This is a genomic window from Streptomyces sp. NPDC039424 (assembly GCF_055639495.1).
Genome location: NZ_JBVKAI010000020.1, coordinates 34941 through 49517 on the forward strand (window position 1 = coordinate 34941; position 14577 = coordinate 49517).

15 protein-coding genes are annotated in these 14577 nt (G+C 71.8%); 2 read left to right on the forward strand and 13 right to left on the reverse strand.

Annotated features, from left to right (window positions below; translation table 11 throughout):
- Positions 1-26 precede the first annotated feature (26 nt).
- Complete coding sequence (locus ACZ7L0_RS35100; protein ID WP_471246602.1) at positions 27-2552, reverse strand: ATP-dependent Clp protease ATP-binding subunit; 2526 nt, start codon at positions 2550-2552, stop codon at positions 27-29.
- A gap of 431 nt (positions 2553-2983) precedes the next feature.
- On the opposite strand from ACZ7L0_RS35100, the gene ACZ7L0_RS35105 reads away from it, so the two are divergent.
- Entirely contained in the window at positions 2984-3703 is a 720-nt protein-coding gene (locus tag ACZ7L0_RS35105; protein ID WP_471246603.1) for an SCO3374 family protein, read from the forward strand.
- Here ACZ7L0_RS35105 and ACZ7L0_RS35110 read toward each other — a convergent pair.
- From ACZ7L0_RS35110 to ACZ7L0_RS35155, 10 genes are all read right to left on the reverse strand, one after another.
- Entirely contained in the window at positions 3682-4017 is a 336-nt protein-coding gene (locus ACZ7L0_RS35110) for a histone-like nucleoid-structuring protein Lsr2 (RefSeq protein ID WP_471246604.1), read from the reverse strand. The genes ACZ7L0_RS35105 and ACZ7L0_RS35110 overlap by 22 nt on opposite strands.
- A gap of 207 nt (positions 4018-4224) precedes the next feature.
- The gene (locus tag ACZ7L0_RS35115; RefSeq protein ID WP_471246605.1) at positions 4225-4758 is read right to left on the reverse strand and encodes an amino-acid N-acetyltransferase; all 534 of its coding nucleotides are present in this window, start codon (positions 4756-4758) and stop codon (positions 4225-4227) included.
- Between the two features lie 9 nt (positions 4759-4767).
- Positions 4768-5196: a BlaI/MecI/CopY family transcriptional regulator gene (locus ACZ7L0_RS35120; RefSeq protein WP_471246700.1), complete on the reverse strand. Its 429-nt coding sequence runs from the start codon at positions 5194-5196 to the stop codon at positions 4768-4770.
- Between the two features lie 152 nt (positions 5197-5348).
- Positions 5349-5528, reverse strand: coding sequence for a hypothetical protein (locus ACZ7L0_RS35125; protein WP_471246606.1), 180 nt, complete (start codon positions 5526-5528; stop codon positions 5349-5351).
- A gap of 20 nt (positions 5529-5548) precedes the next feature.
- The gene (locus tag ACZ7L0_RS35130) at positions 5549-6151 is read right to left on the reverse strand and encodes a hypothetical protein (protein ID WP_471246701.1); all 603 of its coding nucleotides are present in this window, start codon (positions 6149-6151) and stop codon (positions 5549-5551) included.
- A gap of 151 nt (positions 6152-6302) precedes the next feature.
- Positions 6303-7100, reverse strand: coding sequence for a type III pantothenate kinase (locus ACZ7L0_RS35135; RefSeq protein ID WP_471246607.1), 798 nt, complete (start codon positions 7098-7100; stop codon positions 6303-6305).
- Between the two features lie 5 nt (positions 7101-7105).
- A complete protein-coding gene (nadC, locus tag ACZ7L0_RS35140; RefSeq protein WP_471246608.1) occupies positions 7106-8092 on the reverse strand; it encodes a carboxylating nicotinate-nucleotide diphosphorylase in 987 nt (328 codons plus the stop codon).
- Positions 8093-8097: 5 nt separating this feature from the next.
- The gene (locus ACZ7L0_RS35145) at positions 8098-9819 is read right to left on the reverse strand and encodes an L-aspartate oxidase (protein WP_471246609.1); all 1722 of its coding nucleotides are present in this window, start codon (positions 9817-9819) and stop codon (positions 8098-8100) included.
- On the reverse strand, positions 9816-10817 hold the full coding sequence (gene panC, locus ACZ7L0_RS35150) for a pantoate--beta-alanine ligase (protein ID WP_471246610.1): 1002 nt from the start codon (positions 10815-10817) through the stop codon (positions 9816-9818). The genes ACZ7L0_RS35145 and panC overlap by 4 nt, the downstream gene beginning before the upstream one ends.
- 70 nt (positions 10818-10887) lie before the next feature.
- The gene (locus ACZ7L0_RS35155) at positions 10888-11835 is read right to left on the reverse strand and encodes a Rossmann-like and DUF2520 domain-containing protein (RefSeq protein ID WP_471246611.1); all 948 of its coding nucleotides are present in this window, start codon (positions 11833-11835) and stop codon (positions 10888-10890) included.
- A 184-nt stretch (positions 11836-12019) separates the two neighbouring features.
- Here ACZ7L0_RS35155 and ACZ7L0_RS35160 point away from each other — a divergent pair, with 184 nt between their 5' ends.
- Complete coding sequence (locus ACZ7L0_RS35160; RefSeq protein ID WP_471246612.1) at positions 12020-13192, forward strand: threonine aldolase family protein; 1173 nt, start codon at positions 12020-12022, stop codon at positions 13190-13192.
- A 13-nt stretch (positions 13193-13205) separates the two neighbouring features.
- Here the strand turns inward: ACZ7L0_RS35160 and ACZ7L0_RS35165 are convergent, their stop codons facing one another.
- Together ACZ7L0_RS35165 and ACZ7L0_RS35170 are read right to left on the reverse strand one after the other, a co-directional pair.
- The gene (locus tag ACZ7L0_RS35165) at positions 13206-13838 is read right to left on the reverse strand and encodes an AAA family ATPase (RefSeq protein WP_471246613.1); all 633 of its coding nucleotides are present in this window, start codon (positions 13836-13838) and stop codon (positions 13206-13208) included.
- 40 nt (positions 13839-13878) lie between these two features.
- Complete coding sequence (locus tag ACZ7L0_RS35170) at positions 13879-14550, reverse strand: response regulator (RefSeq protein ID WP_471246614.1); 672 nt, start codon at positions 14548-14550, stop codon at positions 13879-13881.
- Positions 14551-14577 lie beyond the last annotated feature (27 nt).

The window sequence follows — 14577 nt, forward strand, 5'->3', positions numbered from 1 at the left end:
TTTCACTTGGCCACCAGCCGTGAGGCTCAGGCGTCCTTGCTCAGGTTAGGCCCAGCCCCACCAGCCGCCTGCTCGATCGGCGGGACGTCCGGCAGTGCCGACTTCTCCTCACCCCGGAAGGTGAAGGTCTTGGCCTCGCCCTCGCCCTCGGTGTCCACGACCACGATGTGACCGGGGCGCAGCTCGCCGAAGAGGATCTTCTCCGACAGCGAGTCCTCGATCTCGCGCTGGATCGTGCGGCGCAGCGGCCGGGCGCCCAGCACGGGGTCGTAGCCCTTCTTGGACAGCAGCTCCTTGGCGGACTGGGAGAGCTCGATGCCCATGTCCCGGTCCTTGAGGCGCTCGTCCACCTTGCCGATCATCAGGTCGACGATCCGGAGGATGTCGGCCTGGGTCAGCTGCGGGAAGACGACCACGTCGTCGACGCGGTTGAGGAACTCGGGGCGGAAGTGCTGCTTGAGCTCGTCCGACACCTTGTTCTTCATGCGCTCGTAGTTGGTCTTCGTGTCACCCGAGGCCGCGAAGCCCAGGTTGAAGCCCTTGGAGATGTCCCGGGTGCCGAGGTTGGTCGTCATGATGATGACCGTGTTCTTGAAGTCCACGACCCGGCCCTGGGAGTCGGTCAGGCGACCGTCCTCCAGGATCTGCAGCAGCGAGTTGAAGATGTCCGGGTGGGCCTTCTCGACCTCGTCGAAGAGGACGACGGAGAACGGCTTGCGGCGAACCTTCTCGGTCAGCTGGCCGCCCTCTTCGTAGCCCACGTAGCCGGGGGGCGAACCGAAGAGACGCGACACCGTGTGCTTCTCGCTGAACTCCGACATGTCGAGGGAGATCAGCGCGTCCTCGTCGCCGAAGAGGAACTCGGCGAGCGCCTTGGACAGCTCGGTCTTACCGACACCGGAGGGGCCGGCGAAGATGAACGAGCCACCCGGACGCTTCGGGTCCTTCAGACCGGCACGGGTACGGCGGATCGCCTTGGACAGCGCCTTGACGGCGTCGTCCTGGCCGATGACCCGCTTGTGGAGCTCGTCCTCCATGCGCAGCAGGCGGGAGGACTCCTCCTCCGTGAGCTTGAAGACCGGGATGCCGGTGGCCGTGGCGAGGACCTCGGCGATCAGCTCGCCGTCGACCTCGGCGACGACGTCCATGTCGCCGGCCTTCCACTCCTTCTCCCGCTTGGCCTTGGCGGCCAGGAGCTGCTTCTCCTTGTCGCGGAGGGAGGCGGCCTTCTCGAAGTCCTGCGAGTCGATCGCGGACTCCTTGTCGCGACGCACGCCCGCGATCTTCTCGTCGAACTCGCGCAGGTCCGGCGGCGCCGTCATACGACGGATGCGCATCCGGGAGCCCGCCTCGTCGATCAGGTCGATCGCCTTGTCGGGGAGGAAGCGGTCCGAGATGTAGCGGTCGGCCAGGGTGGCGGCCTGGACCAGCGCCTCGTCCGTGATGGAGACGCGGTGGTGCGCCTCGTACCGGTCGCGCAGGCCCTTGAGGATCTCGATCGTGTGCGGCAGGGACGGCTCCGCGACCTGGATGGGCTGGAAGCGGCGCTCCAGGGCCGCGTCCTTCTCCAGGTGCTTGCGGTACTCGTCCAGGGTGGTCGCACCGATGGTCTGCAGCTCACCGCGGGCCAGCATCGGCTTCAGGATCGAAGCGGCGTCGATGGCGCCCTCGGCGGCACCCGCACCGACCAGCGTGTGGAGCTCGTCGATGAACAGGATGATGTCGCCGCGGGTGCGGATCTCCTTGAGCACCTTCTTCAGGCGCTCCTCGAAGTCACCGCGGTAGCGGGAGCCGGCGACCAGCGCGCCGAGGTCCAGGGTGTAGAGGTGCTTGTCCTTGAGGGTCTCGGGCACCTCGCCCTTGACGATGGCCTGGGCGAGGCCCTCGACGACGGCGGTCTTGCCGACGCCGGGCTCACCGATCAGGACCGGGTTGTTCTTGGTACGGCGGGACAGCACCTGCATGACCCGCTCGATCTCCTTCTCGCGCCCGATGACCGGGTCGAGCTTGGACTCACGAGCGGCCTGGGTGAGGTTCCGGCCGAACTGGTCGAGGACCAGGGACGTCGAGGGGGTGCCCTCGGCAGGCCCGCCGGCGGTGGCGGTCTCCTTGCCCTGGTAGCCGGAGAGCAGCTGGATGACCTGCTGCCGCACCCGGTTGAGATCTGCGCCCAGCTTGACCAGGACCTGGGCGGCGACGCCCTCGCCCTCGCGGATCAGGCCGAGCAGGATGTGCTCCGTGCCGATGTAGTTGTGGCCCAGCTGAAGGGCCTCGCGGAGCGACAGCTCCAGGACCTTCTTGGCACGGGGGGTGAAGGGGATGTGCCCGGACGGGGCCTGCTGCCCCTGCCCGATGATCTCCTCCACCTGCTGGCGGACCGCCTCGAGCGAAATCCCGAGGCTCTCAAGGGCCTTGGCGGCGACACCCTCACCCTCGTGGATCAGGCCCAGGAGGATGTGCTCGGTGCCGATGTAGTTGTGGTTGAGCATCCGGGCTTCTTCCTGAGCCAGGACGACAACCCGCCGCGCGCGGTCGGTGAACCTCTCGAACATCGTTAATCGCTCCTCAGAGCGGTCAGGCAGTGGGGGGAACTTCCCCTCCCTGTCCTTCCGCAGCTTAGTCCCGCAAGCGGGGACCGCTCATTCCAACTGCCGACACCGTCGATGGCCTCCTGACCCCGAACGCCGACATCTGCTCCAACCCGATGGTGCGAGACGATGTTCCCGCAGGCCAGGCAGTTACCCCTCTTGCCAGTACGCCGATGGCGAACGTGAGACGGCCCGTCCTGCGTGTCGCCCCCTCCCACTAGGGATGTCTTACCCGCGCGCACGGACAGTCCATGCCGCGCGCACCCTTTCCCTCCGCTATGGGCGAACAACCTTGCGCCTCCCCGCACCCCCGAGCGCCCCCTTGACGGGGCACCCGGCGCGGCCATCCGGCCACCCAGCGTAACTTGAGGGCCGTTTCGACGGTTGCGCTGTGCATGGTTGGCACAGTCCCCATGGTCCCCCTCCCTCGTCGCCCGCTCGACCCGGACGATCGAATCGCCCGGAAGACGCGGGATGCTCGGAATTCCGGAAATTCCCCGAGCTCTCGGGGTTCGCAGAGTTCTCGGAGATCCCGGAATGCCGAGACAACTCCGGTCCGGGACTGGTACGAGAACGAACTGGGCTGGGAAACAGTGCCCGGGGAGCCGGTACGGCTCGTCACCGGCCTGCGCTTCGACGTCCTGGACGTCCCGGCCGAGGCGGGGGCGGCGGCGCTCAGGCGGCTGGGGCCGGGCTCTCCGGTGGCGGTGCGGGGCGACCGGATGCGGCTGCTGGTGGCCGCGGGCAGCACGGAGGAACTGCCGGGACTGCTGGACTGGCTGGAGTGGGGCTCGCTGGCGCTGGACCTCGTGGCGCTGGGCGCGGGCGGGCACATGGAGGCTCCGGCGCCTCCCGAGCCGGCCTCGACCGAGGTCCGACCGCTTCCCCCGGCCCGTTCCGGTGCCGTGACCGTCCCGGGCGCCTTCCAGGGGGCCGCCGTATGGCTGCGGCCCCCCGAGCCGGGGTGCGAGGTCGAGGCCTCGCTGCCGACGCTGTCGGCCATGGGGGGCGATGCGGGCGCCCCGGATCTCGTGCGACTGGTGGACACGGTGGCAACGCACTGTCACCGAGTCCGGCTGCGGCGCGCGTGCGCTCAGCCGTTGGCCTTCTCGTAGGCCTCGCGGATGGACGCGGGAACACGGCCGCGGTCGTTGACCTCGTAACCGTTCTCCTTGGCCCAGGCGCGGATCTGCGCGGTGTCCTGGCTGCCGCCGGAAGCGGCACGGGCCTTTCCGCGCCCGCCCGCGGAACGGCCTCCGGTACGACGACCGCCCTTCACATAGGGGTCGAGAAGGCCGCGCAGCTTGTCCGCATTGGCGGTCGTGAGATCGATCTCGTACGTCTTGCCGTCCAGCGCGAACGTCACGGTCTCGTCCGCCTCGCCGCCGTCGAGGTCGTCGACAAGAAGGACCTGAACCTTCTGTGCCACCGGATTTCCTTTCATCGAAAGCGTTTGGGCCGGGGGTGTGCGGCGTCCGCCGTTTCGCCGCCCCCTGTTATATGCAGTACTGCAGTACGTCGGAAAGCAAACCGCTTTTGCCGGAAAAACACAAACCCCTGGGAGAGACTCAGGGGCCACCGCACGATCGGAAACGTGCGCGTTTCGGACATAGGGCGCGTGGGCAATGCCGGGTGATCACAGATGCAGAAGCATCCGGCTGTTGCCCAAGGTGTTCGGTTTCACTCGTTCGAGACCGAGGAACTCCGCGACGCCCTCGTCATAGGAACGCAACAGCTCCGTGTAGACATCGGTGTCGACGGGTGTCTCACCGATCTCCACGAAGCCGTGCTTCCCGAAGAAGTCCACTTCGAAGGTCAGACAGAAAACGCGGCGAACGCCGAGCCAGCGGGCGGTCTCCAGCAACTTCTCCAGCACCCGGTGGCCCACGCCGGCGCCCTTCAGGCCGGGCTTCACCGCGAGAGTGCGCACTTCCGCGAGGTCTTCCCACATCACGTGCAGTGCGCCGCAGCCGACCACCTCGGCGTTGTCGTCGCGTTCCGCGATCCAGAACTCCTGGATGTCCTCGTAAAGCGTGACCGTCGCTTTGTCGAGCAGGATGCGGTCTCGGACGTACACGTCGAGGAGGCGGCGCACGGCCGGGACATCGCTGGTCCTCGCCCGCCGGACGGTGATGGCTTTCGCGGTGACTTCGGGGCGCTCTGCTGACATGAGCGGACGCTATCGCCCGCCGCCCTCCTGTGCCGAGCCGGGGTTCTCCCCGCCGGTATCCGGGCCGGTATCCGCCGGGGCGCTATCCCTGGGGCCCTGGACGATGCGTACGGCGTCACTGAGGGCCTGGCGCTGTTCGTCGCTCATCATCCCGAAGAAGGCGACGAGAGCGGCGGCCGGGTTGTCGCTCTGCGACCAGGCATCGTTCATGAGAGCGGCCGCGTAGGCGGCCCGTGTGGAGACCGCCTCATATCGATAGGCCCGGCCTTCCGCCTCACGGCGCACCCAGCCCTTCTGATGGAGATTGTCCAAAACGGTCATCACCGTGGTGTACGCGATGGACCGTTCCCGCTGAAGGTCTTCCAGGACTTCTCGAACGGTCACCGGGCGGTTCCACTTCCACACCCGCGTCATGACCGCGTCTTCGAGTTCTCCCAATGGGCGAGGCACAGCTCAGAACAATAGTGGGAGATCCAGGCAATGGCGTGGCGGACGTGCGTTTTCAACAACAAACATGAACAAAAAGGGCGTACGGCTCACGCGCGGTGTGCGTGTGAGAGCCGTACGCCACGTACGAGGCCCGGTGGGCCTCAGGCGTCGGTGCCCGCGGAGGCCTGCCGGGCACCCTCCGTGCGCGCGAGCGCGGCGTCGACGGCCGCGTCCTCCTTGGCCTTGGCGGCCCCGCCCTGGGTCTTCACGATGACCCGGATCACACCGATGAAGAACACGGCCATGACGACCGGGGGCACGAGCGCGGAGACGTAGTCCATGTCTCCAGAGTAGCCAGGGCTCAGACGGCGGCGAGCCGCTGGGCCCGGTCCGCGGGCGGCGGAGTCGGTTTGCGGCGCGGGAAGACCTCGCCCGGGGTCGGGATGGGGCGGGACGGCCGGGGCGGGGCGGGCTCGGTGGCCGGACGCTCGGCGGGCTTGCGCACGGGCTTCTCGGCGGGCTTCTCCGCGGGCCGCTCACCGGCGTCCGCCACCGGGGCGGCGGTCCGGCAGCCCGGCAGGACCGACAGCCGCGTACGGCGGGCCGGGACGGCCGCGGCCCGCGGCGGCTGGGCCTGGCACCTCTTCAGGAGGGCCGCCGCGGCCGGATTCCCGCGCAGGGCCCCCAGCGCGGCCAGGTCGTCCGGCGTCGGGCCGTGTCCGGCGCTCAGCGCCTCCTCCAGGAGCGCGAGGTAACCGACGGCCGTACCGGGCAGCGCGGCCCGGTACCGGGCGACGTCCGCCACCAGGAAGGCGCGCAGCCGGGCACCCTCGCGCATCGCCTCGTCGAGCCACTCGGCGAGCCGGAGACAGTCCTGGACGTCCTCGGCCGAGACCGGGCCGGGGTGAAGGGCGAGGGCGAGAGCGCGGCGGAGCACACGCAGCTCCTCCACGCCGAACGCCATGCCGCCGCGGGATCCGTAGGGCGTGGGCATGCGCCGACGATACGCGCTAATCAGACAAACCCGACACATGAGGCGGGTGTGGCGCGGGGGATTCGCCCTCCCGGGCCGTCCGGCGTTCCAGGACGGGCCGGCGCCCGCGCCGCGCCCTCCCTCACATCCGGGACACGTTCCGCTCGTACACCAGGCGCAGCCCGACCAGCGTCAGCCACGGCTCGTGTTCGTCGATGACCGAGGACTCGCCCAGCACCATCGGCGCGAGCCCGCCGGTGGCGATCACGGTGACCTCCTCCGGGTCGGTGGCCAGTTCCCGCGCCATGCGGCTCACCACACCGTCGACCTGCCCGGCGAACCCGTACACGATGCCCGCCTGCATCGCCTCGACCGTGTTCTTGCCGATCACGCTCCGCGGCCGGGCCACCTCGATCTTCCGCAGCTGCGCGCCCTTGACGCCCAGCGCCTCGACCGAGATCTCGATACCGGGGGCGATGACCCCGCCCACGTACTCCCCGCGCGCGGACACCGCGTCGAAGGTCGTGGCCGTACCGAAGTCCACGACGATCGCGGGGCCCCCGTACAGCTCGACGGCGGCCACCGCGTTGATGATCCGGTCCGCCCCGACCTCCTTGGGGTTGTCGGTGAGGATCGGCACACCCGTCTTCACACCGGGCTCGACCAGCACCGCCGGCACGTCGCCGTAGTAGCGCCGCGTCACCTCGCGCAGCTCGTGCAGCACCGACGGCACGGTCGCGCAGATCGCGATGCCGTCGATCCCGTCCCCGAGCTCCTCGCCGAGCAGCGGGTGCATGCCCATCAGGCCCTGCAGCAGCACCGCCAGCTCGTCCGCCGTACGGCGCGCGTCCGTGGAGATCCGCCAGTGCTCGACGATGTCCTCACCGTCGAACAGGCCCAGAACGGTGTGCGTGTTGCCCACGTCGATCGTGAGGAGCATGGCCGTTACTCCGCCTCGCGCAGGTCCAGGCCGATGTCCAGGATCGGCGAGGAGTGGGTCAGGGCCCCCACGGCGAGGAAGTCGACGCCGGTGTCGGCGTACGCCCGGGCGTTGTCCAGGGTGAGCCGCCCGGACGCCTCCAGCAGCGCCCGGCCCCCGACGATCGCCACGGCCTCCTCGCACTCCATCGGCGTGAAGTTGTCCAGAAGGATCAGGTCGGCGCCCGCGTCCACGACCTCGCGCAGCTGGTGCAGGGTGTCGACCTCGACCTCGATCGGCACCTCGGGGAAGGCCTCCCGTACGGCCTTGAAGGCCTGCCCGACCCCGCCCGCGGCGACCACGTGGTTGTCCTTCACCAGGGCCGCGTCCGAGAGCGACATGCGGTGGTTGACGCCCCCGCCGCAGCGCACCGCGAACTTCTCCAGCGCCCTGAGGCCCGGGGTGGTCTTGCGGGTGTCCCGCACCTTCGCCTTGGTGCCCTCCAGCGCGTCCGCCCACGCGCGCGTGGCGGTGGCGATGCCCGACAGGCGGCACAGCAGGTTCAGCGCGCTGCGCTCGGCCGTCAGCAGGTCGCGGGTACGCGTGGTGACCGACAGCAGCTTCTGCCCGGCCGCGACCCGGTCACCGTCCTCGACGTGCCGCTCGACCTCGAACTCGTCGGAGCAGACCACCGAGACCACGGCCTCGGCGACCCTGAGACCGGCCACCACGCCCGCCTCACGGGCGGTGAAGTCGGCGGTGGCGACCGCGTCCTCGGGGATGGTCGCGACCGTCGTCACGTCCACGCCGTGGGCGAGGTCCTCCTGGATCGCGACGGTGGCGATGTCCTCGACCTCCACCGGGTCGAGTCCGGCGTCGGTCAGGAGCTGCGCGAGGGCGGGGTCGAGCCCGCACTCCACGTACTCGTCGTATCCCTCGTCGCCGCCGGCGCCGCAGGCGCAGCCGTCGCCGCAGCCGCCGGACGAGGCGAGGGGAAGGTCGGGGGTGCTCACGTGACTCACTGCTCCTGGGGACGCTGGTGCTGCCGGGTAGGGGGGAAGTCTGCGGTGTCCGTGGTGCTTACGGCCAGCGTCCGGTCCGGATTCAGCCGTACGACGATGTGGCGGCGCCAGTTCGCGTCGTCGCGGTCGGCCCGGTCCTCGCGCCAGTGGCAGCCGCGGGTCTCCTCGCGCAGCCGGGCGGCGGCGACCAGGACACGGGCCACGCAGGAGAGGTTGGTGGCCTCCCAGGTGTCGACGCCGGGCTCGGCGGTCTTGCCGTTCTCGGCGAGGGCGTCGCGGGCCTCGGCGTGCAGCCGCTGGAGCTGGTCGGCGGCCTTGGCCAGCGAGTCCCCCGAGCGCAGCACGCCCGCGCCCTCGGTCATGATCCGCTGGATGGCGAAACGGGCCTCGGCGGCGAGCAGGGGGTGGGCCGGCTTCTCCGGGTCCGGGACGGGCGCGGGCACGCGCGCGTGGAGGCCGTCGTCCGCGTGGCTCGCCGCGATGTCGGCGGCGATGCGCTCGGCGTAGACCAGACCCTCCAGGAGGGAGTTGGAGGCGAGCCGGTTGGCGCCGTGCACCCCGGTGCAGGCGACCTCGCCGCACGCGTACAGGCCCGGGACGGTCGTCCGGCCGTGGGAGTCGGTGCGCACGCCGCCGGAGGCGTAGTGGGCGGCCGGGGCGACCGGCACGGGCTCGGTGACCGGGTCGATGCCGTTCGCGCGGCAGGCGGCCAGGATGGTCGGGAAGCGGTGCTCCCACATCCGGGCGCCGAAGTGCCGGGCGTCGAGGAACATGTGCTCGGCGTCCTGCTCCTGCATCCGCCGCATGATGCCCTTGGCGACGATGTCCCGGGGTGCCAGCTCGGCCAGCTCGTGCTGCCCGACCATGAAGCGCACGCCGTCGCCGTCGACCAGGTGGGCGCCCTCGCCCCGTACCGCCTCGGAGACCAGGGGCTGCTGGCCCTCGGCGTCGGCGCCGAGGAACAGCACGGTGGGGTGGAACTGCACGAACTCGAGGTCGGAGACCTCCGCGCCGGCGCGCAGCGCGAGGGCCACGCCGTCGCCCGTCGACACGGACGGGTTGGTGGTCGCGGAGAAGACCTGGCCCATGCCGCCGGTCGCGAGGACCACGGCGGGCGCGTGCACGGCGCCGACGCCGTCGTGCTGGCCCTCGCCCATCACGTGCAGGGTGACGCCCGCGGTGCGGCCGTCGGCGTCCGTGAGCAGGTCCAGGACCAGCGCGTTCTCGATGGTGCGCAGGCCACGCGCGCGTACCGCCTCGACGAGCGCCCGGGAGATCTCCGCGCCGGTCGCGTCGCCGCCGGCGTGCGCGATGCGGCGGCGGTGGTGGCCGCCCTCGCGGGTGAGCTGGATGTCGCCCTCGTCGTCGGTGTCGAAGTGGGCGCCGGTGGAGATCAGCCGCCGTACCGCGTCGGGGCCCTCGGTGACGAGGATCCGTACGGCCTCCTCGTCGCACAGGCCCGCGCCCGCCACCAGGGTGTCGTCCAGGTGCTGTTCGGGGGTGTCGCCCTCGCCCAGGGCCGCGGCGATGCCGCCCTGCGCCCAGCGGGTGGAACCGTCGTCGAGGCGGGCCTTGGTGACGACGACGGTCGTCAGGCCGGCCGCCTCGCAGCGCAGGGCCGCGGTGAGGCCGGCCACTCCGGAGCCGACGACCACCACGTCCGCGGCGATGGACCACCCGGGGGCGGGCGCGTGCAGTCGTATGCCTGTGCTGGTCACGAGGCGGCTCCGAGCGTTCCGAAGGTGAGGGGGAGGTTGTCGATCAGCCGGGTCGTCCCGACCCGGGCGGCGACGGCGAGGACGGCCTCGCCGGTGAAGTCGGCGCCGATCTCGGTGAAGTCGGACGGGTCGACCAGCGCGAGGTAGTCCAGTTCGAGCGGCGGGTCGAGGCGGGCGCCCTCGTCGAGGACCTGGCGGGCCGCCGCGCGGACGGCTGCCGGGCCACCGGGGGCGGCCTTGGCGACGGCGTGCGCGTCGGCCGCCGCGCGGGACTCCCCTATGGCGCTGAGCGCCTCGGCACGCGCGTGCGTGGCGGGCACCTCGCGGGCCCGTGCGAGCAGCGCCTCCTGGGCGACGTGCCGGTCGCGGCCCGCGAACAGGGCCTGCGAGAGGGCCAGGGCCGTGCGCCGTTCCTGGGGCGAGAGGTAGCGGTTGCGGCTGGAGAGGGCCAGGCCGTCGTCCTCGCGCACGGTCGGTACGCCGACGATCTCGACGCCGAAGTTCAGGTCCCGCACCATGCGCCGGATCAGGGCCAGCTGCTGGGCGTCCTTCTGGCCGTACAGGGCCACGTCGGGGCGGGTGAGGTGCAGCAGCTTGGCGACGACCGTGAGCATGCCGTCGAAGTGCCCGGGGCGGGAGGCGCCCTCCAGGCGTTCGCCCATGGGGCCCGCGCTGATACGCACCTGGGGTTCGCCGCCCGGGTAGACCTCGTCCACGGCGGGGGCGAAGACGGCGTCCGCGCCGGACTGCTCGGCGAGCTTGAGGTCGGCGTCGAGGGTGCGCGGGTAGCGGTCGAGGTCCTCGCCGGCGCCGAACTGCAGCGGGTTGACGAAGACGGTGACCACGACCTCGCCGTCCCGCCCGGCGATCTCGCGCGCGGTGCGGATCAGCGTGGCGTGGCCCTCGTGCAGGGCGCCCATGGTCATCACGACGGCGCGGCGACCGTGGCGCACGCGCGCGTGCAGCTCGTCGGCGGTGCTCAGCAGGGCGGCGGTCATCGCAGGTCTCCGTTCCCGGGCGCGCACGTCGTCGGGCGGCCCTCCTTCGCGGTCTTCGGCCCGGCCCGGTTCATCGGGCGTCCCCGTCGGCGCCGTCCGCGCCGCCGGCCGGGGCGGCCCCGTCGGCGAGTACCCCGAGGAGGTCCTCCGCGAGCTCCGGCTTCAGCAGGCCCTGGGCGAGCGCGCGGTCGGCGGTGGCGCGGGCCATCGCCAGATAGCCGGCGACGGTCTGCGGGGCGTGCGCGCGCAGTTCGGCGACGTGCGCGGCGACGGTGCCCGCGTCCCCCCGCGCGACGGGGCCGGTCAGTGCCGCGTCACCGGAGCGCAGGGCGTTGTCCAGGGCGGCGCCGAGCAGCGGGCCGAGCATCCGGTCGGGGGCCTCGACGCCGGCCGTGCGCAGCAGCTCCATGGACTGGGCGACCAGGGTGACCAGGTGGTTCGCGCCCAGGGCGAGGGCGGTGTGGTACAGCGCGCGGTTCTCCTCGGCGATCCACTCGGGCTCGCCGCCCATCTCGATCACGAGGGCCTCGGCGGCCAGCCGCAGTTCCTCGGGCGCGGTGACCCCGAAGGAGCAGCCGGCCAGCCGCTGGACGTCGACGGGGGTGCCGGTGAAGGTCATCGCGGGGTGCAGGGCCAGCGGCAGCGCGCCCGCGCGCAGGGCGGGGTCCAGCACCCTCGCGCCGTACCGCCCGGAGGTGTGCACGAGCAGCTGTCCCGGGCGTACCGCCCCGGTCTCGGCGAGGCCTGTGACGAGGCCGGGCAGGGTGTCGTCCGGGACGGTCAGCAGCACCAGGTCGGCGCGCTGGAGGACCTCGGCGGGCGGTACGACCGGCACGTCCGGCAGCAGCAGCGCGGCCCGCCGCCGGGAGGTGTCGGAGACCGCGGAGACGGCCACCGGACGGTGTCCGGCGAGCTGGAGGGACGCGGCGAGCGCGGGGCCCACGCGGCCGGCTCCGACGACGCCGACGGTGAGCCGCGCGGGGCGGTCCTTGGAGTCTTGCTGGTGGACTGTAGTCACGCGACGGAGGCCTTCCCGTTCCAGTCCGCTCTGGGTACCGGACGATTTCTCGTCATGTTAACGCGATCGGGTCGGGGGCCGGTCGGTTGTCCACAGGCTGTGGGTGGCCGTTCGGCCTTCCCGCAGCGCCCGCGGGCTGGAAATCCGGTGCCGTCCCAAGGCGGGGCACGGCATGATCCGGGGCATGAGCGATACGGCGGAACAGGGCAGCGGACAGTCCGCGCGGGAGCGGTTGCGGGAGCGGCGCTCGGCCGCCTTCCGGCAGGCCACGCGTGTGCTGTCGCGCGGGGGCTTCCGGACCTCGATCGGGGAGCGTCTGGCGAGTCTGCAGGAGGCGGCGCCCCAGGTGTACGACCTGGACGAGCCGGCGGACATGTACGGCGACGGGGTCGTGGCCGCCCTGGAGGACCGGGTCGCCGCGCTGCTGGGCACCGAGGCCGCCGCGTTCTTCCCGACCGGCACGATGGCCCAGCAGGTGGGCTTGCGCTGCTGGGCGGGCCGCACCGGCAACCCCACCGTCGCCCTGCACGCGCTGGCGCACCCCGAGTTGTACGAGCGGAACGCGTTCAGCGAGGTCAGCGGGTTGCGCCCGGTCCGGGTGACCGATGAGCCCCGGCTGCCCACGGCCGAGGAGATACGCGGCTTCGACGAGCCGTTCGGGGCGCTGATGCTGGAGCTGCCCCTCAGGGACGCCGGTTTCGTGCTGCCCACCTGGGAGGAGCTCACCGAGGTCGTCGCGGCGGCCCGGGACCGCGACGCGGTGGTGCACTTCGACGGCGCGCGCCTGTGGGAGACCACCGTGCACTTCGGGCGGCCCCTGGAGGAGATCGCGGGCCTGGCGGACAGCGTCTACGTGTCGTTCTACAAGTCCCTCGACGGCTTCGGCGGCGCCGCCCTGGCCGGCCCGAGGACGCTGGTGGAGGAGGCGAAGACCTGGCGGCACCGGTACGGCGGCATGGTCTTCCAGCAGTTCCCCACCGCGCTGTCGGCGCTCGTCGGACTGGACCGGGAACTGCCCCGGCTGCCGGAGTACGTGCGGCACGCGCGCGTGGTGGCCGCCGCGCTGCGCGAGGGGTTCGCCGCGGCCGGGCTGCCCTGGGCGCGGGTCCACCCGGAGGAGCCGCACACGCACGAGTTCCAGGTGTGGCTGCCGTACGACCCCGACGTGCTGTCGGAGGCGGCGGTCCGCCAGGCCGAGGAGACGGGCACCCTACTGTTCCCCGTCGGCTGGCTGCGCGGCGGGCCGGGTCTGGCCTTCACCGAGGTCGTCGTCCGCGCCGCGGGTCTTCGGTGGACGGCCGCCGACGTGAAGGCGGCGGTCGCGGACTTCGTGGCCCGGCTGCCGAAGCGGGCGTAGCCGCGGGGCCCGCTCAGTCGAACCGGATGTGCCGCAGCCCCACGCCCGTCTGCCGCAGCCGGGTCCGCAGGGCGCCCTCGTGGTTGGGGCGCAGGGTGAGCCCGGCCAGTACGGCGACGCGGTCCGCCGTCTTCGGCACGGTGGAGTGGTCCGTCCACAGGTGCTCGGCGAACTCCGGCTCGCGCAGCCGCTCCAGGCAGTGGTCCAGCCGGCTCACCGCCCAGGTCTCCCGGCCCAGCCCGGCGTTCTTCCCGCCCATGAACTGCAGGAGGTGCCCGAAGCCGCGCTCGCGCAGCCGCTTCAGCACGGTCTCGCGTTCGGCGAGCAGGGTGAAGTGCCGTACGTCGTGGCCGAGTTCGCGCAGGCGGCCGACGGTCTCGGCGAAGTAGCCGGAGTCGGTGACCGTCATGGGGGCGATGACCACGCCGTGGTGCTTGGTGAGGGCGAGGTCGAGGACTTCGACGACGCCCTGCCGCCAGGAGACCAAGTCCTGGAAGTCTCCGCGCAGTTCGGGCGGGAGCGTGCGGCGCAGGCCGAAACCGGCGTGCTCAGGGTCGCAGATGACGCTGCCGGGCAGGCGGCGCTGTATCTCGTGTGCGGTCTGTGTCTTGCCGCCCCCGAAGGGGCCGTTGATCCACAGGAGCATGCGCCGACCCTATCGACGCCCGCCCGGCCGCCGGGGCGGGTCAGCCGAGTCCGCCGGCCCGGACGAGCCCGGTCTCGTACGCCAGGACCACCACCTGCACCCGGTCCCTGAGGCCCAGTTTGGTCAGGATGCGGCCCACATGGGTCTTCACGGTCGCCTCGGACAGCACCAGCCGGGCGGCGATCTCGCCGTTCGACAGGCCCTGGGCGACCAGCACCATCACCTCGCGCTCGCGGTCGGTGAGCCGCTGAAGCTCCTTGTGCCGGGGCTCCTTGCCGGCGGAGGGCAGCATCGGCGCGAAGCGGTCCAGCAGGCGGCGGGTGGTGGAGGGGGCGACGACGGCGTCGCCGCTGTGCACGGAGCGGATGGCGGTGAGCAGGTCGCCGGGCGGCACGTCCTTGAGCATGAAGCCGGAGGCGCCCGCCTTCAGCCCGGAGAACGCGTACTCGTCGAGGTCGAAGGTGGTCAGGATCAGCACCTTCGGCGGATCGGGCTCGGCGCAGACGCGGCGGGTGGTCTCCACGCCGTCCAGTTTGGGCATGCGCACGTCCATCAGGATCACGTCGACCGCGGTCGAGCGCAGCACCTGGAGGGCCTCGACGCCGTCGCCCGCCTCGGCGACGACCTCCATGTCCGGCTGGGCGGCGAGCACCATCCGGAACCCGGTGCGCAGCAGCACCTGGTCGTCGACGAGCATCACGCGGATCGTCATCGGGGTCCTCTTCCGTTCGTTCAGCAA